We start from the raw sequence: 22,273 nt of genomic DNA, 5'->3' as shown, positions 1-22,273 counted from the left end.
TGCTTCGGTTAACATCTAAGCCCGATTTTTTTCTTACGGAACGCTACGCAAACTATGACTCATGTCGCTAAAAAAATTCTGGTAACGTGCGCACTGCCGTACGCCAACGGCTCTATCCATCTTGGTCATATGCTTGAACACATTCAGGCTGACATTTGGGTCCGTTACCAGCGAATGCGTGGCAATCAGGTTTACTTCATCTGTGCCGACGACGCCCACGGCACGCCTATCATGCTGAAAGCTCAGCAGCTTGGCGTTGCGCCTGAGCAGATGATCGCAGAGATGAAGCAGGAACATGAAACTGACTTCGCCGGTTTCGACATCAGCTATGACAACTATCATTCGACGCACGGTGACGAAAACCGCCAGCTGTCTGAGCTGATCTACGGCCGCCTGAAAGAAAACGGTTTCATTAAAAACCGCACTATTTCACAGCTGTACGATCCCGAGAAAGGCATGTTCCTGCCCGATCGTTTTGTGAAAGGCACCTGCCCGAAATGTAAGTCACCGGATCAGTATGGCGATAACTGCGAAGTGTGCAGCGCGACCTACAGCCCAACCGAGCTGATCGATCCAAAATCAGTGGTATCTGGTGCGACACCGGTATTGCGTGATTCAGAACACTTCTTCTTCGACCTGCCGTCATTCAGTGCGATGTTGCAGACCTGGACCCGTTCAGGTGCGTTGCAGGAGCAGGTTGCGAACAAGATGCAGGAGTGGTTCGATTCTGGCTTACAGCAATGGGATATCTCTCGTGATGCCCCTTACTTCGGCTTTGAAATTCCAGGTGCGCCGGGCAAATATTTCTACGTGTGGCTGGATGCGCCAATCGGTTATATGGGTTCCTTTAAGAACCTGTGTGACAAGCGCGGCGATATCAATTTCGACGAGTTCTGGAAGAAAGATTCCTCTACCGAGCTGTATCACTTCATCGGTAAAGACATCGTTTACTTCCACAGCCTGTTCTGGCCAGCGATGCTGGAAGGCAGCAACTTCCGCAAACCGACCAACCTGTTTGTCCACGGTTATGTGACAGTGAACGGCGCGAAGATGTCCAAATCACGCGGCACCTTCATCAAAGCCAGCACCTGGCTGCAACACCTGGATGCTGACAGCCTGCGTTACTACTACGCGGCGAAACTCTCTTCACGTATCGATGATATCGACCTGAATCTGGAAGATTTCGTGCAGCGCGTGAACGCAGATATCGTCAATAAAGTGGTAAACCTGGCGTCACGTAATGCGGGCTTCATCACTAAACGCTTCGGCGGCAAACTGTCGAGCGAACTGGCCGATCCGGCGCTGTATCAGACCTTCGTTGATGCTTCCGAGAAGATCGGTGAAGCCTGGGCAAGCCGCGAATACAACCGTGCCATCCGCGAAATCATGGCGCTGGCCGACATTGCTAACCGCTATGTTGATGAGCAGGCACCGTGGGTGGTGGCGAAACAGGAAGGCCGCGATGCTGACCTGCAAGCGATCTGCTCCATGGGTATCAACCTGTTCCGCGTGTTGATGACCTGGCTGAAGCCGGTATTGCCATCGCTGAGTGCACGTGCTGAAGCTTTCCTGCAGAGCGAACTGAGCTGGGATGCGATTGCGCAGCCGCTGCTGAATCATGATGTTGCCCCGTTCAAAGCACTGTACGGTCGTATCGAAATGGCGAAAGTGGAAGGGTTGATTGAGGCGTCTAAAGAGGACGCGGCAGCAGCGAATAAGCCTGCGGTCACCGGTCCTCTGGCTGATGCACCGATTGGTGACACCATCACCATTGATGATTTTGCCAAGGTCGATATGCGCGTCGCGCTGATCGAGAAAGCCGAGCTGGTTGAAGGTTCTGACAAGCTGCTGCGCCTGGAGCTGGATCTCGGCGGCGAGAAGCGCCAGATCTTCTCCGGCATTCGTGCGGCTTATCCTGATCCGTCGGTGCTGGTCGGTAAGATGACTATTATCGTCGCTAACCTTGCCCCACGTAAGATGCGTTTCGGCGTGTCGGAAGGCATGGTGCTGTCAGCAGGTTCAGGCGGTTCAGACCTGTTCGTACTGTCAGTGGATAGCGGTGCGAAGCCGGGTATGCAGGTTAAGTAATTGAACAAGCCGCCTTCGGGGCGGCTTTTTTATCTATACCCAAAATATTTCGAGTCCCCTCATGGGGCCTACTCCTGGTTCAGGAAGGCGGCAAGTGCATGAATCCTCAGGAGCTTACTGAAGTAAGTGACTGAGGTGAATGCATGTAGCCAACGCACATGCAACTTGAAGTATGAAGGGTATCCCCTCTAGTGTGGAGCCTGTCGTGTTAACTGCTTGCTGGCACTATTTGCGTGCCTTTGTGATTATTTATGCCGCGCTGTATGCCGGAAATGGTGTTGCTGCCCTACTCCCGATCACCATTCCGGGGAGCATCATTGGCATGCTCTTGCTGTTCAGCTTGCTGGCGCTGCAAATCCTGCCGGTTGAGTGGGTCAAACCTGGCTGCTATCTGTTGATCCGCTATATGGCGCTGCTGTTCGTCCCCATCAGCGTGGGCGTAATGGGTTACACTGATATTCTCAGTGCCCAATTTGGGCCCATTGTGGTTTCCTGCTTTGTCAGCACGTTTTTGGTGCTGTTGATTGTCGGCATCAGCGCCGAGCGTCTGCAACGTCCGCAGGAGCAGCCGCATGACTGACGCATGGTGGTCGCTACCGCTTACCCTGGTGGCTTATCTGTTAGCGCGCAAGCTGGCAGCAAAAATCAATATTTCCATCATTAACCCATTACTGGTGGCGATGGCGATCGTGATCCCCATTCTGCTGCTCACGCATATTCCTTACACGCGCTATTTCGCCGGCAGTGCATTCCTGAACCAACTGTTGCAACCGGCCGTGGTGGCGCTGGCCTTGCCGCTGTATGAGCAGATGCATCAAATACGCGCGCGCTGGAAAACCATCATCAGCGTGTGTTTTATCGGTAGCATCACCGCGATGGTATCAGGCACCGCTATCGCGCTGTGGATGGGGGCAACACCAGAAATTGCCGCCACCATCATGCCGAAATCGGTCACCACGCCGATTGCCATGGCGGTGTCCGGCTCGCTGCACGGTATCCCCGCCATCAGTGCTATCTGCGTGCTGATTGCCGGGGTACTGGGTGCGGTGTTCGGCCATATGTTGCTCAATCTGTTTAACGTGCGCAGCAAATCTTCACGCGGATTAGCAATTGGCAATGCATCCCACGCGTTAGGCACCGCACGTGCAGCGGAGATCGATTATCAGGAAGGGGCGTTTAGTTCTCTGGCGTTAGTGATTTGCGGCATCATTACTTCGCTACTGGCACCGTTTCTTTTTCCGTTGCTGATGCACTGGTTTGGCTAAAACTTTGCGAGAGATCTCGCAAAGTTGAAACAACTGAATCAGCTTACATTGTCATAGCGACATAGATCACATATAACCCCTCAGACGGCGCATCGCCGTTAACGCGTTTATGAGGTCATCACATCATGCATCCACGATTTACTGCTGCTTTTACTGCCCTGCCCGCTTCGTTACAAGCGGCGATCCAACCGCTGCTGGATTCGGTTGATTTTCAGGGCGTACTCCGCCCGCAAGATGTGGCGCACCTGAAGCAGGAAACCGGTCTGGATGAGGATGCGCTGGCGTTGGCGCTGCTGCCGATTGCAGCATGCTGTGCAGTCGCCACTGTCTCCAATTTTAACGTGGGGGCGATTTCGCGCGGTGTGAGTGGTCACTGGTACTTTGGTGCCAATATGGAGTTTGAGCACGCTCCGCTCCAACAAACCGTTCATGCGGAACAAAGCGCCATCACCCACGCCTGGCTGCGCGGTGAAGAAAAGCTGGATGCCATCACCGTTAACTACACGCCTTGCGGCCACTGCCGTCAGTTTATGAATGAGCTGAATAGCGGAACAGCTATCCGCATTAGTTTACCCGGTCGAGCTATTAGCACGCTGGGTGATTATCTGCCTGATGCCTTTGGCCCGGCAGATTTAAACATTACCGAGCGCCTGCTGACGCCAATCGATCACGGCTTTAAAGTCGAGGGAGATGCGCTGCAGCAAGCCGCGATTGAGGCGGCCAATCACAGCCACGCCCCTTACAGCCAGAGTTTTAGCGGCGTTGCATTGCGCAGCCAAAGCGGCAAGATTTTCCGTGGTCAATATGCCGAAAATGCGGCATTTAACCCAAGCCTGCCACCTCTTCAGGCCGCGCTCATTATGATGAACATGAGCAATGAAGCACTTGATAGCGTGCAACAGGCGGTACTGGCCGAATGTCAGGGTAGTACATTGAGCCAACTTGATGCCACGCGATCGACGCTTGCGGCCTTGGGCTGTGAAGATTTCTCACTTACTTTAGTTTCGAAAACATCAGTTTAGTGATCCTTTTACCGCTTTTGTGACCTGCTGTTAACAAAAGCTGTACATCTGCAGGAAAACTCATAGGATCGGGCGCCAGATCCACTTCACATTGAACAGGACTGGCGTTACCTTTTCCCGTGAGCGTCAGAAAACACTGCAACCGGAGCAAACACTGCATGGAACTCGACTACGAAAGTAAACGCCCGCTGTATATTCCTTATGCGGGTCCGATCCTGCTGGAATTTCCGCTGCTGAATAAAGGCAGCGCATTCACCCTGGAAGAACGTAACGAATTCAACCTCAACGGCCTACTCCCTGAAGCCGTTGAAACCATCGAAGAGCAGGCCGAACGCGCCTGGCGTCAGTTCCTGGATTTCAAAAACAATAACGACAAGCACGTCTATCTGCGTAACATCCAGGACACCAACGAAACCCTGTTCTACCGTCTGCTCGACAATCATCTGGAAGAGATGATGCCGATTATCTACACCCCAACAGTCGGCGCGGCCTGTGAACACTTCTCAGAAATCTATCGTCGCGCACGCGGTGTTTTCATCTCGTATAACAACCGCGACCGCATTGAAGACATGCTGCAGAACGCCACTAAGCAGAACGTAAAAGTGATTGTGGTCACCGATGGCGAACGTATTCTGGGTCTGGGTGACCTGGGTATCGGCGGCATGGGCATTCCCATCGGTAAGCTGTCACTGTATACCGCCTGTGGTGGGATCAGCCCGGCCTACACCCTGCCTGTGGTGCTGGATGTCGGTACCAATAACCAGCAGTTGCTGAACGACCCGTTGTATATGGGCTGGCGTCATCCGCGCATCACCGGCGAAGAGTACGAAGCCTTTGTTGATGAGTTCATCCAGGCGGTAAAACGCCGCTGGCCGAACGTGCTGTTGCAGTTTGAAGACTTCGCGCAGAAAAATGCCATGCCGCTGCTGGAACGCTATCGCGATGAAGTTTGCTGCTTTAATGATGACATTCAAGGCACCGCTGCCGTTACCGTGGGCACCTTGATCGCCGCCAGCCGTGCAGCCGGTAGCCGCCTGTGTGAGCAGAAAGTGGTGTTCCTCGGTGCAGGTTCCGCCGGCTGTGGTATCGCCGAGCAGATCATTGCGCAGATGAAGTCTGAAGGACTCAGCGACGACGAAGCCCGTTCACGCGTGATGATGGTGGATCGCTTTGGCCTGCTGACCGACAAACTACCAAACCTGCTCGATTTCCAGAGCAAACTGGTGCAGAAGAGCGACAATCTGCAGGATTGGGATGTGACCAGCGATTCGATTTCGCTGCTGGATGTGGTGCGCAACGCCAAGCCGGATATCTTAATCGGCGTATCTGGCCAGCCGGGGCTGTTCACGGAGGAGATCATCCGTGAGATGCACAAGCACACCAAGCGTCCAATTGTGATGCCGTTGTCTAACCCGACCTCTCGTGTCGAAGCCACCCCGGCAGATATCATCGCCTGGACCGATGGCGAAGCGCTGGTCGCCACGGGCAGCCCCTTTGCGCCGGTGACCTGGAAAGGCAAAACCTATCCGATTGCCCAGTGTAACAACTCCTATATTTTCCCTGGCATTGGTTTGGGCGTGATTGCGGCGGGTGCAACACGCATCACCGACTCCATGCTGATGACCGCCAGTCGTGCACTGGCTGACTGCTCACCGCTGGTGAATGACGGTGAAGGTCCAGTACTGCCAGAGCTTAAACACATTCAGGGCGTGTCAAAACTGATCGCCATGGAAGTGGGCAAAGCGGCGCAACTGGCCGGTGTGGCTGTGGTGACGTCAGAAGATGTGCTGTCAAAAGCCGTGAATAACAACTTCTGGCTGCCGCAGTATCGTCACTATCGCCGTACCTCGATCTGATAAGGCAGCGCAGCCGGGAAATCAGTACCGGCTGCGCTTAAAAAAACACCAGCCAATCGGCGTTAACTTGCTTACTGTCCCCGCCTCAAGTAGCCTTTATACCCTTCATACTTCAAGTTGCAGGCGCGTTGGCTACATGCATTTACCTCAGTCACTTACTTCAGTAAGCTCCTGAGGATTCATGCACTTGCCGCCTTCCTGCAACTCGAATTATTTTGGGTATAGCCATCCGATTTTTCACCAACCGAGTGCTTACGCGCATGATTAAACGCGTTTTCTTTGGTCTGTTTTTCATCATCTTATTGATGGTGGCGACCGCGCTCGGCCTGGATCGCTGGATCAGCTGGAAAACCGCTCCCTTTATTTACGAAGATGTCACCTCTTTGCCGCATCGTCAGGTCGGTGTGGTCTTAGGTACCGCCAAGTATTACCGCACCGGTGTGATTAATCAGTATTATCTCTATCGCATTCAAGGTGCGCTTAACGCCTATAACAGTGGCAAGGTGAACTATCTGCTGTTGAGCGGTGATAATGCGCAGCAAAGCTATAACGAACCGATGACCATGCGCCGCGATCTGATAAAAGCGGGTGTCGATCCCTCGGATATCGTGCTGGATTATGCCGGCTTCCGTACGCTGGATTCGATCGTGCGCACGCGCAAAGTGTTCGATACCAACGACTTCATCATTATTACTCAGCGCTTCCACTGCGAGCGCGCGCTGTTTATTGCCCAGCACCTGGGTATTCAGGCGCAGTGTTATGCCGTCCCGTCACCTAAAAATATGCTGTCAGTGCGTTTCCGCGAGGTCGGGGCACGTTTAGGGGCGCTGGCAGATTTGTACCTGATGAAACGTGAGCCACGCTTCCTCGGGCCGCTGGTGCCGATTCCAGCCGTGCATGAAGTGCCAGAAGATGCGCAGAGTTATCCAGCGGTGACGCCTGAGCAACTTCTGGATCTGGAAGAGAAGTTGCAGAAGTGAACGTGCTGATTCAGTGAAGGTAAAAAAAGGCCGCGATGTTCGCGGCCTTTTGCTGTGATGTTGCTGTGTGTCGGTCTTATTTTTTACGTGCGTACTTCAGTGAATCCAGTGCTACCGCGAAGATAATGATGCCGCCCTTGATGATGTACTGCCAGTAAGGGTTAACGCCGATATAGGTCAAGCCGTAGTTGATTACGGTAAAGATGATCACACCGGTCACCACGCCAGCCACCGTGCCCACACCACCGGCAAACGACACGCCGCCGACCACACAGGCCGCGATCGCATCCAGTTCATACATAAAGCCGAGGTTGTTGGTGGCGCTGCCGATACGGCCCGCTTCCAACATCCCGCCGAAGGCATAGAACACACCGGACAGGGCATACACCAGAATCAGGTTTAACGGGACGTTAACGCCAGAAACACGTGCTGCTTCCGGGTTGCCGCCGATAGCAAAGATGTTCTTACCGAAGCGCGTTTTGTTCCACAAAATCCACACGAAGATGATAGCGATAATCGCGTAGAAGGTGATGAACGACAGCTTAAAGTCCCCAAAGCGCAAGAAGCCCTGTGCGAAGTTGGAGAAACCTGAATCAAAACCGGCAACCGGTGAAGCGCCCACAAAGTCGTAGTACAGCGAGTTAATACCGTAAACGATGATCATGGTGCCCAGTGTGGTGATAAACGGCGTCACCTTCAGGTAAGCAATGATCACGCCGTTCACCAGGCCAATCACCCCCCCGATGATGCACACGGTCAGAATAACCAGTGGAATCGGAACGGTATCCAGATGTGGGAATACCTTGTTGGCGTTGTCCATCGATTGCAGCAACGTGGCGGCCACTACCGCGGCCAGGCCAACCTGACGGCCCGCTGACAGATCGGTACCCTGCGTAACAATCAATCCGGCCACGCCCAGCGCAATAATAATACGCACTGAGGATTGGGTCAGAATGTTACTCAGGTTCATTAAACTTAAAAATGTCGGATCCTGGAAAATAATAATCGCCAGCAGTACCAACAGGACAACGTAAATGCCGCCCTCTTTTAACCAGGTTAGCGCATTCTTTTTAGTAGTCGCTTTCATGTTAAAGCCCTTGCTTCATTAAAGGTGTAATGACGCTAAACGCAGGATTTCATTCTGCGAGGTCGTTTTGGTCTCGACAATGCCCGCTACCAGGCCATTACTCATCACTAAAATACGGTCGGTAATGCCCAACAACTCTGGCATTTCAGAAGAGATAATAATGATGCCTTTCTCTTTCTTCGCCAATTCTGAAATAAGCTGGTAAATTTCGAATTTCGCCCCAACGTCAATACCGCGCGTCGGCTCATCAAGCATCAAAATTTCCGGCTGAGTTAATAACCAGCGACCAATGATGACCTTCTGTTGGTTACCACCGGAAAGCGAACCAATTTGCGTATGATGACCCGGCGTTTTAACACGCATCGAATCAATCACCCATTGGGTATCACTTTTCATCCGTTTGTTATCAAGCAGCCCCATACTGGATTTATACTTTTTAATATTGGAAATAAGCGAGTTAAAGCCAATATCAAGATATGCATAAATACCGGTTGAGCGGCGCTCTTCCGTCACCAGCGCAAAACCATGGTTAATGGCTTCATTGGCGCTGTGATTATTAATCGCTTTGCCGTGCAGCTTAATCGTGCCGCCCGACTTCTCTCGAATACCAAACAAGGTTTCCACGATATCGGTACGTTTCGCGCCGACCAGCCCCGCAATCCCCAAAATCTCACCTTTGCGCAGGTCGAAGGAGATATCGCGAATCGACGGCTGGCGCAGTGAGGTTAAATGACGCACCTCAAGAATGGTTTCCCCCGGCACGTTGGTTTTGTCCGGAAAACGCTGGTTCAGTGAACGACCCACCATCATGGCGATGATCTTATCCATGTCCAGCCCTTCCAGCGGCTGGGTGGCGATCCACTGCCCATCACGTAAGATGGTAATCTCATCGCACAGTTGGAAAATCTCTTCCATTTTGTGCGAGATATACACAATGCCGCAGCCGCGATCTTTCAGCTTACGGATAATCGTAAATAAGTGGTTAACTTCTTTTTCGGTCAGCGACGACGTTGGCTCATCCATGATGACGATTTTCGCGTCATAGGAGAATGCCTTGGCAATTTCAATCATCTGCATTTGTGAAACAGACAGATTGGCGACTTTATCGCGCGGATCGATATCAATATCTAATTCGTCAAAGATCGCTTTGGTATCGCGATACATTTTATCCTGATCGACAAACACACCTTTGCGCGGATAGCGGCCAAGCCACATGTTATCCATCACGTTGCGTTGTAATACCAGGTTTAATTCCTGATGCACCATTGAGACGCCGTTTTCCAGCGCTTCTTTGGAACTCTTGTAATCAATTTCTTCACCCTGAAACAGGATGCTCCCCGTATCCTTTTTATAAATCCCAAACAGGCATTTTAATAATGTGGATTTCCCGGCGCCGTTTTCGCCCATTAAGGCATGGACAGAGTGCGGCCGCACTTTTAAATTCACATTATCTAAGGCTTTCACCCCTGGAAATGATTTCGAGACATTCGTCATCTCCAGCAGATATTCACGCTGTGTGGTCGGATTCTCACTGGCCATAATTTACCTGGCTAAATAAAACGTGGGTCAGATGCAATAAGGCGCGGCAAACCTACCGCGCCCAGGACGGATTACTTCACAAACTGAGACAGGTTTTCTTTATCTACTGGTACGTAAGGAACACGTACAATTTTGTTTTCCATCTTGAAGTTAGTACCCGCAGTTGGCTCTTTGCCATCGGCCAGGTTCTTCGCGATATCAATGGTGGCTTTCGCCTGGTTTTCAGCATCGTTCAGTACGGTACCGGCCATCGCGCCAGATTTCACCAACGCCAGAGCTTCTGGCAGGGCATCCACACCAAACACCGGAATGTTGGTTTTGTTGTGGGCTTTCAGCGCTTCAACCGCACCCATTGCCATCGCATCGTTGTTAGCGATGATCACTTCAATTTTGTTGCCGTTCGGGCCAGACAGCCACGCATCAACTTTGTCTTTCGCCTGTGCGGTGTCCCACATCGCGGTATCCATCGCCAGCTGCTGCGTTTTCAGACCATCGGTGTTCAGCGTCTCGATCACGTATTTAGTACGTGCTTCGGCATCTGGGTGGCCTGGTTCGCCTTTCAGCAACGCAAATTGAATCTGGCCATCTTTGTTCAGATCCCAGGCTGGTGTCGCTTTCCAGTGTTTCTCGATCAGCTTCGCCTGGATGATGCCAGACTCTTTAGAATCGGTGCCCACGTAGTAGGCTTTTGGATAGCTGGCCAGCACTTTAGCGTTAGGTTCTTTGTTGAAGAACACCACTGGCACGTCGTTGGCTTTCGCTTTGTCGATCACTACAGCCGCAGCTGCAGGGTCAACCAAGTTGATAGCCAGCGCTTTCACGCCTTTGGCCATCAACACGTCAATCTGGTCGTTCTGGGTAGACTGGCTGTTCTGCGAGTCATTCATCAGCAACTGAATGCCACCCAGTTTTTTGGCTTCGCTGTCGATGTCCTTGCGAACCATAGACATAAAGTTGTCATCGTATTTATAAATGGTCACGCCAATGCGGGTATCGGCGGCGTGCGCAGTTGCACCAAACATCATGCTGGCAACCAGTGCTGTGAGCGTGAAAACCTTCTTATTCATGGTATCTCCGGTTTTTATGTAGGGCATATCATCGCGCTGTGCTGCCTGCGGGCAACCAACGCAGTCGGTTCAAACTCATTTATGGGGCGGACGCGTAACGCAAAGCCGGGCCACCATCGCAATCCTGACTTCCCTGTACGTAAACGCTTCCTGAAGAGTGTTGTGAACTATTTCAATCGGCTACTGAAACCTGACCGGAGAAGGAAAACCCGGCGTTACATGATGTTTCAGTCCGGTAAGACGCTGCCATCATAGTGAGCGCCATGTTAATTAACTGTGAATGTAATCACAGATTGGAAACGGTTACACTGCGCTATCGCCCGAATTAGTGACCGACTCCACAATTTGCCGCTGGGCAACTGAATGGCGACGAACCACCGTAGGCATAAAGCAGTGGGTGGACTCAGGATCCAGCTCTCCGGCAGCACCTTTCAACGCCAGCTCAGTCGCAAGTTTTGCCATAGAAACAATAGGATAGCGAACCGTGGTCAGTTGCGGATCGGTATAGCGCGAGATGGGAATATCATCAAAACCAATCACCGAAAAGTGCTGCGGCACCTGAATGCCATTGTCTTTTAATGCAGTCAGTGCCCCCGCCGCCATGCCGTCACAGTAAGAAAATACGGCGGTTAAATGCAGGTTACGGCCCAGTAACTCAACCATAGCCGCTTCCCCGCCTTGCATGTCGGGTTCACCTTGGGCAATCCATGACTCCTGCGGACGAATCCCCTGCTCTGACAAGGCCTGCAGCCAGCCTTCGCGCCGCTGTGTCACGTCTTCGATGGGATGGCTGGAGCTGAGATAACCGATGCGTTGATGCCCCTGTTGTAACAACATGCGCGTTGCCATCAGCGATCCGGTGACATTATCCAGGCAGACACAGCGGTGCTCATAGCCGGGAATAGTTCGGTTTATCAATACCATACCCGGAACCTGATCCATAAAACCGGTCAATTCTGCGTCTGAAAGCGTTTTCGCGTGCACCACTAAGGCGTTACAGCGCTGGCGGATTAACACTTCAATGGCATGGCGCTCTTTCTCTTCCTGATGCCAGGAGTTGCTAATTAACACGTGTTTGTGCACACGCTGTGCCACGGTATCTACCGCTTTGACCAGCGCGCCAAAGAAAGGGTCGGAGACATCCATCACCACGACACCGATGGTGTCGCTGACTTGAGTGGCTAAGGCTTGCGCGTTGGCGTTGGGGCGATATCCCAGTGATTCCACGGCCTGAAGCACAGCTTCACGGGTATCGGGGGTGACTGCACTGCTGTTATTGAGCACACGCGACACGGTGGCTACTGACACACCGGCCTGACGGGCGACATCTCGGATCGTTATCATGCAGCTGTTCCACAGAGGAAGAAAATGCGCGACTGGCGCGTAACGGCGCTATTCTGTCAGGGCATTTTGTTCCGCTGCGTGAATTACGTCACACGGATGAAAACGGTTACATACAAATCTGCAACCTTTGTGATGAACGTCATTATCTGATGCGGGGATAATTCTCGGGTTTTCATGCCGCGAGTCGCGTTAGCTTGCGCCATATCCACTCCATTGGTCCCTGAGGGAAATAGCGTAACCACAACACCGAGAACAGGATATTGACCAGCCATACCGCAGGCACCAGCGCCAGCAGGTGTAAGCGATCGAATTTCAGGAACAGGTTAAAGCGATAGAATAAGGTGGTGCAGATCAGGGTCTGTAACAGGTAATTGCTCAGCGCCATGCGGCCGACACACTGAATTGCATGACTGATTCGCGTATGACCGATTTGCGGCCAGAACCCAAAGCACAGCGCGGCATAACCGAGGCTGACAAACGGGCTGGCGAGATCGCGCGGCAGTTGCAGTAAGAAACCACTCCAGCGAAATTCCCAATTCAGCAGCCACTGCGCCACAATGCCGGGAATAGCGATAAGCCAGCCAATGGTTAGCAACAACGCGGCCGAACGGCGATAATGCTGAACGCTAAACTCCCCTTTCAGCCAACCGCTGCGCATTAACGCGGCGCCAATCAACATCAATCCCGCCAATTGCCAGCCATACTGTGCCGCGAGGGCCATCAGGCTGGAAGAGAGGTGATCAAAGCGATTTTGCACCGCTTCCCATCCACCGATCAGCTTCCAGTAGCTTTCGTACTCGATATCTGCGGCACCCGGTAACCACGAACGGCCCGGCTCAGTGCCGGAGATGCCCCAAAACACCAAAAGCACGCCGCATCCCATCAGATAGAGTAGCGTCCCCGTCTGCAACAGCGCCTTATCCGAGGGAACTTCGCGCAGCATACGCCAGATAATCAGCCCGATCAGACCATAGTCGAGCAGGATGTCGCCTTCCCAGAAGAAGATGGCATGAATGAACCCCAGCAAAACCAACAATGACAGGCGCGCCGATATCCAGCGACTGCCACGCGGTATTTGCAACGAGAGGCCCGCACCAAACAGCACAGCAAACAGCGTCAGAAATTTCAGCTGCGCCAGGCCATCCATGATCGCCCATGTCCAGGCATCAGACAGCGAGAGACTCCCCCGCCACGCCGGGTTGAGATAAGCCGCCGAGGGCAAGCCAAAACCGACGATATTGAGCAGCAGAATGCCGAGAATGGCGCAACCACGAATGAAATCCAGCGCGAGATAGCGTTGCATCGAGTGCCCTGAAGAGAGGTGAAAACGGGCGGCAATGTGCCGCCCAAAGGAATTAGCTGTGACGTACCGCGCGCAAGAACTCCTGACGCGTGTTCTGGCTGGACTTGAACAAGCCCCCCAGTGATGTGGTGGTGGTGGCGCTGGTGGCATCTTTCACGCCGCGCGCTTTCACACAGTAGTGCACCGCATCAATAGAAACCGCGACATTGTTGGTACCCAGCAGAGTTTGCAGCGCCACCAGCACCTGTTGAGTCAGGCGCTCTTGCACCTGCGGACGCTGAGCAAAGAACTGCACAATACGGTTGATTTTCGACAGACCAATCACCTTCTCTTTCGGGATATAAGCAACGGTGGCTTTACCATCAATGATCACGAAATGGTGTTCACAGGTACTGGTCAGGGTAATGTCGCGCACGGTGACCATTTCATCGACCTTCATCTTATTTTCGATGACGGTGATTTTCGGGAAATTGGCGTAATCCAGCCCTGAGAAAATTTCATCCACATACATCTTAGCGATGCGATGCGGGGTCTCCATCAGACTGTCGTCTTCCAGATCCAGATTCAACAGCTGCATGATTTGGGTCATGTGACCGGCGATTTCACGCTTACGGGCTTCGTCATCCATCTCGCGCACCGGGGCGCGTAAAGGCGTTTCCAGACCACGCGCCAACAGCGCTTCGTGAACCAGGGCGGCTTCCTGACTTAAGGTGCTCATCGTACTCTTTCTCCGGCAGGTGATGCGCCCGCAGGTCTTAGCCTGCGGGGGAATTTCTGAGCGCGTATTGTGAAACACAACGCGCGCTTAATCCAGCAATCAATCCGATTGGAGATGAAAGCTTTTCATGGTGTCGAACGACGTAACACCAGCAGGCCAGCCACGATTAGACCTGCTCCGGCCACCCATAATGCCGGGTCGAGTCGATGCCACAACAGGCTGGAAATCCAGGAGAGTAGCGGCCCGCCCAACTGCCCGACCGCGTAACCGGTGGTCAGTAATCCTGCCAGATAGCGCGCATGATGCGGTGCCAGTTCCCGACCATATTGCAGTGCAAGCTGCACCACACACAGGAAGCCGCCGCCCACCAACAAAGCACCGATTAATAAGCCGTTCAGGCCGGGCATCACGATGGTGGCGATGACGCCCAGCGCCTGCGCCCACAGCACGAGTGCAAGGCGTACATGGCTACTGCCCCAACGCCGCGTCAGAATGCCCAGCACGATACCGATGACCGCCGCGCCACCAAACACAGGCCAGACAAATTGCGCTAATGCGCTATCCGGGAAGCGGGCTGCCGTCATTTGCGAAAGGAAGGTCGCGGGCAAAATGTAGCCAAATCCCGCCAGGCTATAGCTCAATACCAGACGCTTCAGATTGCCATTCAGTACCAAGGGTGCAGGTGCCTGATCGGGGCGATGTAACTGACCGGTGCGCGGCAGGAAGCGGGCAATAGCGGCAATCAACAGCAGCGCCAGCAGACCGTAAGCGGCCCACGCAAAGGTGGCACTCGCGCCACTGGCATGCAGCGCAACGGCCAACATACCGCTGATAAAGATGCCGGTGCCAGGCCCGGCAAACACTGCAGCCGAAAGGCCTGATCGCCCATGATGCAACAGTTGTTCGTTGCTCCATGCGGCAACCAGCACCATCGCCCAACCGCTGGCACAGCCTATCAGGAAGCGGATCAGGCCGTGCAGCCAGGGGCCGCTGACACAGGCAGAGAGCAGCGTCAGAATCACCGCCCCCCAAACACCCGCCTGCAAACGCCACTCGACGCGTAGACGCGCGCGCATGGCATCAAAAGAGCCAAACAGATATCCCAGATAGTTGAGCGCCGCCACCAGACTGGCGCTGGTCAGGGTCAGTTGATGATCCTGGATCATTAACGGCACCTGCGGCGTGAATGCAAACCGCCCAATACCCATCGCAACCACTAAACTTAAAAACGCGCTAAGCGCGACACGAAACGCCATTCTGACCTCAGTTGATGATCTTTTTACACTTGTCAGCAGCATGCATGACGTTTACACTCACGAAAAGTGAATAATATTAACCAAGTTGTTTACGAGAAGAGAATATGGATTTAGTACAACTCCGCATGTTCTGTTCTGTGGCCGAGACCGGTTCGCTGGCACGCGCCGCAGAATTACTGCATCGCGTGCCCTCAAATCTCACAACACGTCTGCGCCAGTTGGAAGAAGAGATTGGCGTTGACCTGTTTATCCGTGAGAAACAACGTATCCGCCTGTCGCCAATGGGGCACAATTTTCTTAACTACGCCCAGCGCATTCTGAGTCTGAGTGATGAGGCGCTGAATATGGCGCGCGCCGGAGAACCGGGTGGAAACTTTGCTTTCGGTTCTATGGAAAGTACGGCAGCCACGCGCTTGCCCGCTCTGCTGGCGGCCTATCATCAACGATTTCCCACGGTGGCGCTATCGCTGGTGACCGGTACTTCGGGCGATATCATCGATAAAGTGCGCGCTGGCACGCTGGCAGCCGCATTAGTGGATGGTCCAGCTACCCATGATGACCTCAATGGCTGCATTGCCTTCCGCGAAGAAATGGTGCTGATCACCAGTCTCGATCACGGACCGATTCAGAACGCGCGTGACACGCAGAACGACACGCTGTTTGCTTTTGGCAATAGCTGCTCCTACCGCACCAAACTGGAGTCCTGGTATCGCGAGAGCCAGACTTCACCGAATAGCGTGATGGAGATTCAGTCCTATCACGCCATGGTGGCCTGCGTAGCGGCTGGCGGCGGCGTAGCGATGATCCCCGCGTCGGTACTGGCGCAAATGCCAGCGCGCGCACGCGTGCAGGAACATATCTTGCCACCCGCGTATCGCGACACCGCCACCTGGCTGATGTGGCGCCGCGATGCCTTCACGCCGAACGTCGAAGCGCTGAAGTATCTGATTATTGAAATGTTTGACGACCGCCCGCTCAACGACGAATTGCTGCATCCGCTGCAGACCGCTGAGTGAGTTTTATTAATTTTGAATCACGACACTCATAGGAAGAAAGATCGCATGAACATGATTAAAACCCGTGCCGCCGTTGCCTGGGCAGCTGGCGAACCGCTGAAAATTGAAGAAGTGGATCTGATGCCACCGCAAAAAGGCGAAGTGCTGGTGCGCATCGTGGCGACTGGCGTATGCCACACCGATGCTTACACCCTGTCAGGCAAGGATCCTGAAGGCGTGTTCCCGGCGATCCTCGGTCACGAAGGCGGCGGTGTGGTGGAAGCCGTGGGCGAAGGCGTCACCAGCGTGGCGGTCGGCGATCACGTGATCCCGCTTTACACGCCAGAGTGTGGCAAATGTAAGTTCTGTCTCTCAGGCAAAACCAACCTGTGTCAGGCGATTCGCTCGACGCAAGGTAAGGGTCTGATGCCTGACGGCACTACCCGCTTCTTTAAAGACGGTCAGCCGATCTTCCACTACATGGGGACGTCAACCTTCTCTGAGTACACTGTGGTACCTGAAATCTCTCTGGCAAAAATCAGCAAAGAAGCGCCACTGGAAGAAGTATGCCTGCTGGGTTGCGGTGTCACCACCGGCATGGGCGCGGTGATGAATACCGCCAAAGTGAAAGAAGGCGATACCGTCGCGATCTTCGGCTTAGGCGGCATCGGTTTGTCCGCGATCATCGGCGCGAAAATGGCGAAAGCCGGTCGCATCATCGGTATTGACCTGAACACCAGCAAATTCGATCTGGCGCGCAAACTGGGTGCCACCGATCTGATTAACCCGAAAGACTACGATAAGCCGATTCAGGATGTGATTGTTGAGCTGACCGATGGCGGCGTGGATTTCTCCTTTGAATGTATCGGTAACGTCAACGTGATGCGTTCGGCACTCGAATGCTGTCACAAAGGTTGGGGCGAATCCGTGATTATCGGCGTGGCCGGTGCGGGTGAAGAGATTTCAACCCGTCCATTCCAGTTAGTGACCGGTCGCGTATGGCGTGGTTCGGCGTTTGGTGGCGTGAAAGGCCGCACCCAGCTGCCTGGCATCGTGCAGGATTACCTTGATGGTAAGTTTGCATTGAATGACTTCATCACGCACACCATGCCGCTGGAAGAGATTAACGACGCCTTTGACCTGATGCATGAAGGGAAATCTATTCGTTCGGTGGTGCATTTCAACAAGTAATCAGGAGACGTTATGCCATCCACTTTGGAACTGTTGGAAGAGCACCGCATTTTTGGCGGCTGGCAGCAGCGCTGGCGTCATCAGTCAGCCGTGTTGAACTGCCCGATGACCTTTAGCATCTTCTTGCCACCGCCGCAGGATGATGCGCCACCGCCAGTGGTGTGGTTTCTCGCGGGGCTGACCTGCACTGACGAGAATTTCACCACCAAAGCCGGTGCGCAGCGCGTTGCCGCTGAGCTGGGTCTGGTGCTGATTATGCCGGACACCAGCCCACGCGGTGACGAGGTCGCCAACGACAGCGGTTACGATCTCGGCCAGGGCGCGGGCTTCTACCTGAATGCCACGCAGCAGCCTTGGGCTGCGCACTATCGCATGTTTGATTATCTCAGTGCGGAGTTACCTGAGCTGGTCGCCGATAACTTCAAGCTCAGCGATCGTCAATCGGTGATGGGACACTCGATGGGAGGACATGGCGCGCTGGTACTGGCGCTGCGTCTCGGTGGACGTTTTGCTTCGGCATCGGCGTTTGCGCCCATAGTTAACCCTACGGAAGTGCCATGGGGACAAAAAGCGTTCAGCGCCTATTTGGGTGAGGATCACCAGACCTGGCGCGAATGGGATAGCTGCCTGTTGATGCGTGAAGTAGAACAGCGTTTGCCGATCTTAATCGACCAAGGGGATAGCGATCAGTTCCTCGCGGACCAGTTGCGCCCGGATCGCCTGGAAGCTGTGGCACGTGAGCAAGGTTTCCCGCTGGAACTGCGTGTGCAGCCGGGTTACGACCACAGCTACTTCTTCATTGCCAGCTTTGTTGAAGACCACCTGCGCTTCCACGCGAAGCATTTGTTGGTGTAATGCCTTCAGGAGCGTGCCCACGCACGCTCCTGAATTCAGGCGGCCTAATAGCAGCCCCCTACCGGTGCAACGTCTTAGACCAGAGACTCCGCCACCAGCCCATCAATCATCACTTGCGGCATACCTTGCGAGCAGTGCTCTATACGGCCGCGCACACCATATACCTGTGCCAGTGTTTCTGGCGTGATCACCTGTGACGGCTCACCGTCCGCCAGCAATCCGCCATCTTTCAACATCAAAGCATGATCGGCATGACGCAGCGCGATGTTAATATCATGCACCACCACTACAGTGACGATATTGCGCAGGCGCGTTTCGCGACGCACTAAGTCCATGACGTGGAACTGATAGTTTAAATCGAGCGCACTCAAGGGTTCATCTAGCAATAGCAGTTCCGGGCGACGAATCAGCGATTGCGCCAGGCCCACCAGTTGCTTTTGCCCACCGGAGAGCTGATCGAGATAGCGCATCGCCAGATGCGAGATCCCCAGCTGTTCCAGCAGATGCATGATCTCCGCTTCGCTGGAGGCGCTGTGTAACCCGCCGGACGCACGCTGCGCCACGATAATCGATTCCAGCACATGCAGGTGCACGCCGGCTGGTAGACTCTGCGGCAGATACACCACGCGCTGTGCACGACGTGCAAACGGCTGCGACATCAACTCTTCGCCATTTAGCCACAGTTCGCCCTGCCCTTTGCTTAAGCCCGCCAATGCGCGCAACAGCGTCGACTTACCACAACCATTAGGACCAAGCAGCACGGTGATTTTGCCGCGCGGCAGTTCGGGTACATTGAGGTCTTCAATGACTTTCCGCTTCGGATAACCGGCGTAGAAATGGCTGAGACGTAATCCTTGTTCCATTACACCGTCCCCCGATGACGCAGAATAATACTCAGGAAGAACGGCACACCGACCAGCGAGGTGACGATGCCGACAGGAATGATCACGCCTGGGATCAGGTTCTTAGACGCTACCGAAGCCAGCGACAAGACTAATGCCCCGACCAGTGCACTGGCTGGCAGGTAATAGCGGTGATCTTCACCAAACATCATGCGCGCAATATGCGGCGCCACCAGACCGATAAAACCAATCGGTCCGACAAAAGCCACGGCTAAAGCAGAAAGGATACTGATACGCAGTAAGGTGGCGAGACGCAAACGGCGCACATCAATACCAAAACTGACCGCGCGATCTTCGCCGAGGCGCAGCGCGGTGAGTTTCCAACTGCTGAGCATCGAGAACGGAATCAAAATGGCAAACGCAGCGGTCAACACACCGAGTTTTTCCCAGGAAGCACGCGCCAGGCTGCCCATGGTCCAGAACACCAGGCCTTGCAGGGTATCTTCACTGGCGATGAACTGCATCATGGAAACCAGCGCATTGAAGGTGAACACCAGAGCGATACCAAACAGCACCACGCCCGAAGTAGACACTTTGGTCCAGCGCGTCACGCCATCCAGCATTAACGCCGCAAACAGCGCGAAAACAAAGGCATTGGCGGAGATAAACCACTGATCCGGCACACCGGGAATACCGATACCCAGAATGATTGCCAACGCCGCGCCGAAGGCCGCTGCAGAAGAGACGCCAAGGGTAAAGGGGCTCGCCAGCGGGTTGTTCAGGATGGTTTGCATCTCTGCGCCCGCCAGGCCCAATGAGAAGCCAACCACCACCGCCATTAAGGCATACGGCAAGCGAATGTCCCAGACGATGACGCGCGTGCCCGCATCTACCGCATTGGGGTGCGTCAGCGTTTGCCATAAGGTATCAAGGGAGAGCCCGGCCGGGCCAAGGGTGAAATCAAGGATGACTGAAGCCAGTATCGCCAGCACCAGTACACCAATCAGCATCAGGCGCTGTCGCAATACCTGACGATAACGCGTCATGGTATCGGTTTGATGGCCATTATCGGCCAGCAGCGCGGAGTCCGTGGTCTGCATTGTTCTACCTGTTTCTTGTCGAAATCATAACGGCAGCCACAATAGTGCAGGTGATAATAATTATCAATTATAACTGTGTTACAAAGCCCAAAAGGATTTGTGCGGGTGAGAATGCGCGATGAATCGCGCCGCTACAGCTGGTTACACACGAAAAAGGATTTGCGCTGGTGAGATTGCGCGATGAATCGCGCCGCTACAGCTGGTTGCACACGAAAGTAGCGGCGCGATTTATCGCGCGTTTAAAACATCACTCTTTAAACGTTGGGAATTCCATTTCGCTGTACTTCACGAAACGTGAGCCGCGTGCCAGCTTGTAACCCAACCAAATCAGCAGGAACAATGGAATGCCGATGTAGGTGGCTGCCACGCCGTACCAGTCGATACGATCTGCCAAAAATGCCTGATAGTTCTGCCCCAGCGTGATGATCAAACACAGCACGAAGGCAAAAATCGGGCCGAGCGGGAAGAAACCTGAGCGATACGGCAGATCGGCAAGGTTATGCCCCTGTGCCACATAGCCACGACGGAAACGATAGTGGCTAATGGCAATCCCTAACCAGGCGATAAAACCGGTCATACCCGAGGTATTCAGCAACCACAAATAGACTTCCTGATTACCGAACTTCGAGCTGAGGAAACACAGCCCCGCCACCACAGTGGTCGCAATCAGCGCGTTACGCGGCACGCCGCCTTTAGACAGTTTGGCAAAGATGCGGGGGGCCTTACCTTCTTGCGCCAGGTTAAACAGCATGCGCGTTGAGGCATACATCCCGGAGTTACCGGCTGACAGTACGGCCGTCAGAATAACCGCGTTCATCACTGCCGCAGCTGACAGCAATCCGGCATTCTGGAACACCAAAGTAAACGGGCTGATGGCGATGTCAGTCACATCGTTATGCAGCAACTTCGGATCGGTATACGGCAGAATCAGGCTGATGATGAGAATCGCGAAGATATAGAACAACAGAATACGCCAGAACACCTGACGCACCGCGCGAGGGATATTTTTCGCCGGGTCCTGCGACTCACCCGCCGCAATACCAATCAGTTCGGTTCCCTGGAACGAGAAACCGACGATCATCGCCACGCCAATCATCGCGGCAAAGCCGCCAGCGAAAGGCGCATCGCCTACGGTCCAGTTGTGCCAGCCGGCATTTTCTGCACCGCGCATAATGCCCACGATCATCAGTACGCCAACCACGATAAAGATGATCACGGTCGCGACTTTGATTAACGAGAACCAATATTCCGCTTCGCCGAAGCCTTTAACTGAGATGTAGTTAAGCAGGAACATCAGGCCGAGGAACAGTGCGCTCCAGATCCAGCCGGGTGTATCCGGGAACCAGTAGTTCATCACTAACTGCGAGGCCACCAAATCCACGGCAATGGTCACTGCCCAGTTGTACCAGTAGTTCCAGCCCAGCGCGAAGCCAAAACCTTCTTCAACGTATTTAGAGCCGTAGGTGGCGAAAGAGCCTGAAACCGGCATAAACGCCGCCAGTTCACCGAGGCTGGTCATCAGGAAGTAAACCATCAGGCCGATGAGCGCGTAGGAGAGCAACGCGCCGCCGGGACCGGCCTGAGAGATGGTGGCACCCGAGGCGACAAACAGGCCGGTACCGATGGAACCGCCAATGGCGATCATGGTGAGATGACGCGCTTTTAATTCACGGCGCAATCCAGGTTGTTGTGTTGTTTTTGAGTCATTATGCATGTGTAAACGCTATGCTGGATAAAAATAAGGCGCGATTGTAGCAGCTAACCC

General features: G+C 53.8%; 19 protein-coding genes. 9 read left to right on the top strand and 10 right to left on the bottom strand.

Annotated elements, in window-relative coordinates; translation table 11 throughout:
- The first annotated feature begins 54 nt into the window (after nucleotides 1–54).
- The 6 genes from metG (at nucleotide 55) to sanA (ending at nucleotide 7,211) form a co-directional block, all read left to right on the top strand.
- On the top strand, nucleotides 55–2,088 hold the full coding sequence (metG, locus tag PSSD_RS02465; RefSeq protein WP_039333800.1) for a methionine--tRNA ligase: 2,034 nt from the start codon (nucleotides 55–57) through the stop codon (nucleotides 2,086–2,088).
- A 172-nt stretch (nucleotides 2,089–2,260) separates the two neighbouring features.
- Nucleotides 2,261–2,668, top strand: a complete 408-nt coding sequence (locus PSSD_RS02460; RefSeq protein WP_058969237.1) for a CidA/LrgA family protein — start codon at nucleotides 2,261–2,263, stop codon at nucleotides 2,666–2,668.
- Complete coding sequence (locus tag PSSD_RS02455; RefSeq protein ID WP_058969235.1) at nucleotides 2,661–3,353, top strand: CidB/LrgB family autolysis modulator; 693 nt, start codon at nucleotides 2,661–2,663, stop codon at nucleotides 3,351–3,353. The genes PSSD_RS02460 and PSSD_RS02455 overlap by 8 nt, the downstream gene beginning before the upstream one ends.
- Before the next feature lie 125 nt (nucleotides 3,354–3,478).
- Complete coding sequence (gene cdd / locus PSSD_RS02450) at nucleotides 3,479–4,375, top strand: cytidine deaminase (RefSeq protein ID WP_058969234.1); 897 nt, start codon at nucleotides 3,479–3,481, stop codon at nucleotides 4,373–4,375.
- A 158-nt stretch (nucleotides 4,376–4,533) separates the two neighbouring features.
- The gene (locus PSSD_RS02445) at nucleotides 4,534–6,231 is read left to right on the top strand and encodes an NAD-dependent malic enzyme (RefSeq protein WP_039333784.1); all 1,698 of its coding nucleotides are present in this window, start codon (nucleotides 4,534–4,536) and stop codon (nucleotides 6,229–6,231) included.
- Nucleotides 6,232–6,491: 260 nt separating this feature from the next.
- The gene (gene sanA, locus PSSD_RS02440; RefSeq protein ID WP_039333783.1) at nucleotides 6,492–7,211 is read left to right on the top strand and encodes an outer membrane permeability protein SanA; all 720 of its coding nucleotides are present in this window, start codon (nucleotides 6,492–6,494) and stop codon (nucleotides 7,209–7,211) included.
- Between the two features lie 76 nt (nucleotides 7,212–7,287).
- On the opposite strand, the gene mglC is transcribed toward sanA, so the two are convergent.
- From mglC to PSSD_RS02405, 7 genes are all read right to left on the bottom strand, one after another.
- Complete coding sequence (gene mglC / locus PSSD_RS02435; protein ID WP_039333782.1) at nucleotides 7,288–8,298, bottom strand: galactose/methyl galactoside ABC transporter permease MglC; 1,011 nt, start codon at nucleotides 8,296–8,298, stop codon at nucleotides 7,288–7,290.
- Between the two features lie 18 nt (nucleotides 8,299–8,316).
- Nucleotides 8,317–9,837, bottom strand: coding sequence for a galactose/methyl galactoside ABC transporter ATP-binding protein MglA (mglA, locus tag PSSD_RS02430; RefSeq protein WP_058969231.1), 1,521 nt, complete (start codon nucleotides 9,835–9,837; stop codon nucleotides 8,317–8,319).
- A 71-nt stretch (nucleotides 9,838–9,908) separates the two neighbouring features.
- Nucleotides 9,909–10,904, bottom strand: coding sequence for a galactose/glucose ABC transporter substrate-binding protein MglB (gene mglB / locus PSSD_RS02425; RefSeq protein ID WP_058969229.1), 996 nt, complete (start codon nucleotides 10,902–10,904; stop codon nucleotides 9,909–9,911).
- A 303-nt stretch (nucleotides 10,905–11,207) separates the two neighbouring features.
- Nucleotides 11,208–12,248: an HTH-type transcriptional regulator GalS gene (gene galS / locus PSSD_RS02420; protein ID WP_058969228.1), complete on the bottom strand. Its 1,041-nt coding sequence runs from the start codon at nucleotides 12,246–12,248 to the stop codon at nucleotides 11,208–11,210.
- A 172-nt stretch (nucleotides 12,249–12,420) separates the two neighbouring features.
- Nucleotides 12,421–13,551, bottom strand: a complete 1,131-nt coding sequence (yeiB, locus tag PSSD_RS02415) for a DUF418 domain-containing protein YeiB (RefSeq protein ID WP_058969226.1) — start codon at nucleotides 13,549–13,551, stop codon at nucleotides 12,421–12,423.
- Between the two features lie 52 nt (nucleotides 13,552–13,603).
- Nucleotides 13,604–14,269, bottom strand: coding sequence for a GTP cyclohydrolase I FolE (gene folE / locus PSSD_RS02410; RefSeq protein ID WP_039333777.1), 666 nt, complete (start codon nucleotides 14,267–14,269; stop codon nucleotides 13,604–13,606).
- Between the two features lie 125 nt (nucleotides 14,270–14,394).
- A complete protein-coding gene (locus PSSD_RS02405) occupies nucleotides 14,395–15,525 on the bottom strand; it encodes a YbfB/YjiJ family MFS transporter (RefSeq protein WP_058969224.1) in 1,131 nt (376 codons plus the stop codon).
- 104 nt (nucleotides 15,526–15,629) lie between these two features.
- Here PSSD_RS02405 and ptrR point away from each other — a divergent pair, with 104 nt between their 5' ends.
- From ptrR to fghA, 3 genes are read left to right on the top strand one after another with little or no spacing between them, the layout of a single operon-like run.
- Complete coding sequence (gene ptrR / locus PSSD_RS02400; RefSeq protein WP_058969222.1) at nucleotides 15,630–16,541, top strand: putrescine utilization regulator PtrR; 912 nt, start codon at nucleotides 15,630–15,632, stop codon at nucleotides 16,539–16,541.
- Between the two features lie 45 nt (nucleotides 16,542–16,586).
- Nucleotides 16,587–17,711, top strand: a complete 1,125-nt coding sequence (locus PSSD_RS02395; RefSeq protein WP_039333772.1) for an S-(hydroxymethyl)glutathione dehydrogenase/class III alcohol dehydrogenase — start codon at nucleotides 16,587–16,589, stop codon at nucleotides 17,709–17,711.
- 12 nt (nucleotides 17,712–17,723) lie between these two features.
- Nucleotides 17,724–18,566 (top strand): S-formylglutathione hydrolase, encoded by an 843-nt coding sequence (gene fghA, locus PSSD_RS02390; protein WP_058969220.1) that lies wholly within the window; start codon nucleotides 17,724–17,726, stop codon nucleotides 18,564–18,566.
- A gap of 74 nt (nucleotides 18,567–18,640) precedes the next feature.
- Here fghA and PSSD_RS02385 read toward each other — a convergent pair whose 3' ends face one another.
- From PSSD_RS02385 to PSSD_RS02375, 3 genes are all read right to left on the bottom strand, one after another.
- Complete coding sequence (locus tag PSSD_RS02385; RefSeq protein ID WP_039333768.1) at nucleotides 18,641–19,429, bottom strand: ABC transporter ATP-binding protein; 789 nt, start codon at nucleotides 19,427–19,429, stop codon at nucleotides 18,641–18,643.
- Complete coding sequence (locus PSSD_RS02380) at nucleotides 19,429–20,508, bottom strand: FecCD family ABC transporter permease (protein ID WP_058969219.1); 1,080 nt, start codon at nucleotides 20,506–20,508, stop codon at nucleotides 19,429–19,431. Before PSSD_RS02380 ends, PSSD_RS02385 begins: the two co-directional genes overlap by 1 nt.
- A 247-nt stretch (nucleotides 20,509–20,755) precedes the next feature.
- Nucleotides 20,756–22,222, bottom strand: a complete 1,467-nt coding sequence (locus PSSD_RS02375) for an amino acid permease (protein WP_058969217.1) — start codon at nucleotides 22,220–22,222, stop codon at nucleotides 20,756–20,758.
- Between the last annotated feature and the right edge of the window lie 51 nt (nucleotides 22,223–22,273).

The organism is Type-D symbiont of Plautia stali (assembly GCF_001485335.1).
GTDB classification, from domain to species: Bacteria; Pseudomonadota; Gammaproteobacteria; order Enterobacterales; family Enterobacteriaceae; genus Pantoea; species Pantoea vagans_C.
The sequence above is the reverse complement of the archived record's forward strand: the minus strand, read 5'-3'. Positions and strand labels throughout refer to the sequence as shown.

Bases quoted from the DNA above. Each gene is read 5' to 3' on its own strand.
- metG (WP_039333800.1), top strand. From the start codon at position 55: ATGACTCATGTCGCTAAAAAAATTCTGGTAACGTGCGCACTGCCGTAC.
- PSSD_RS02460 (WP_058969237.1), top strand. From the start codon at position 2,261: ATGAAGGGTATCCCCTCTAGTGTGGAGCCTGTCGTGTTAACTGCTTGC.
- PSSD_RS02455 (WP_058969235.1), top strand. From the start codon at position 2,661: ATGACTGACGCATGGTGGTCGCTACCGCTTACCCTGGTGGCTTATCTG.
- cdd (WP_058969234.1), top strand. From the start codon at position 3,479: ATGCATCCACGATTTACTGCTGCTTTTACTGCCCTGCCCGCTTCGTTA.
- PSSD_RS02445 (WP_039333784.1), top strand. From the start codon at position 4,534: ATGGAACTCGACTACGAAAGTAAACGCCCGCTGTATATTCCTTATGCG.
- sanA (WP_039333783.1), top strand. From the start codon at position 6,492: ATGATTAAACGCGTTTTCTTTGGTCTGTTTTTCATCATCTTATTGATG.
- mglC (WP_039333782.1), bottom strand. From the start codon at position 8,298: ATGAAAGCGACTACTAAAAAGAATGCGCTAACCTGGTTAAAAGAGGGC.
- mglA (WP_058969231.1), bottom strand. From the start codon at position 9,837: ATGGCCAGTGAGAATCCGACCACACAGCGTGAATATCTGCTGGAGATG.
- mglB (WP_058969229.1), bottom strand. From the start codon at position 10,904: ATGAATAAGAAGGTTTTCACGCTCACAGCACTGGTTGCCAGCATGATG.
- galS (WP_058969228.1), bottom strand. From the start codon at position 12,248: ATGATAACGATCCGAGATGTCGCCCGTCAGGCCGGTGTGTCAGTAGCC.
- yeiB (WP_058969226.1), bottom strand. From the start codon at position 13,551: ATGCAACGCTATCTCGCGCTGGATTTCATTCGTGGTTGCGCCATTCTC.
- folE (WP_039333777.1), bottom strand. From the start codon at position 14,269: ATGAGCACCTTAAGTCAGGAAGCCGCCCTGGTTCACGAAGCGCTGTTG.
- PSSD_RS02405 (WP_058969224.1), bottom strand. From the start codon at position 15,525: ATGGCGTTTCGTGTCGCGCTTAGCGCGTTTTTAAGTTTAGTGGTTGCG.
- ptrR (WP_058969222.1), top strand. From the start codon at position 15,630: ATGGATTTAGTACAACTCCGCATGTTCTGTTCTGTGGCCGAGACCGGT.
- PSSD_RS02395 (WP_039333772.1), top strand. From the start codon at position 16,587: ATGAACATGATTAAAACCCGTGCCGCCGTTGCCTGGGCAGCTGGCGAA.
- fghA (WP_058969220.1), top strand. From the start codon at position 17,724: ATGCCATCCACTTTGGAACTGTTGGAAGAGCACCGCATTTTTGGCGGC.
- PSSD_RS02385 (WP_039333768.1), bottom strand. From the start codon at position 19,429: ATGGAACAAGGATTACGTCTCAGCCATTTCTACGCCGGTTATCCGAAG.
- PSSD_RS02380 (WP_058969219.1), bottom strand. From the start codon at position 20,508: ATGCAGACCACGGACTCCGCGCTGCTGGCCGATAATGGCCATCAAACC.
- PSSD_RS02375 (WP_058969217.1), bottom strand. From the start codon at position 22,222: ATGCATAATGACTCAAAAACAACACAACAACCTGGATTGCGCCGTGAA.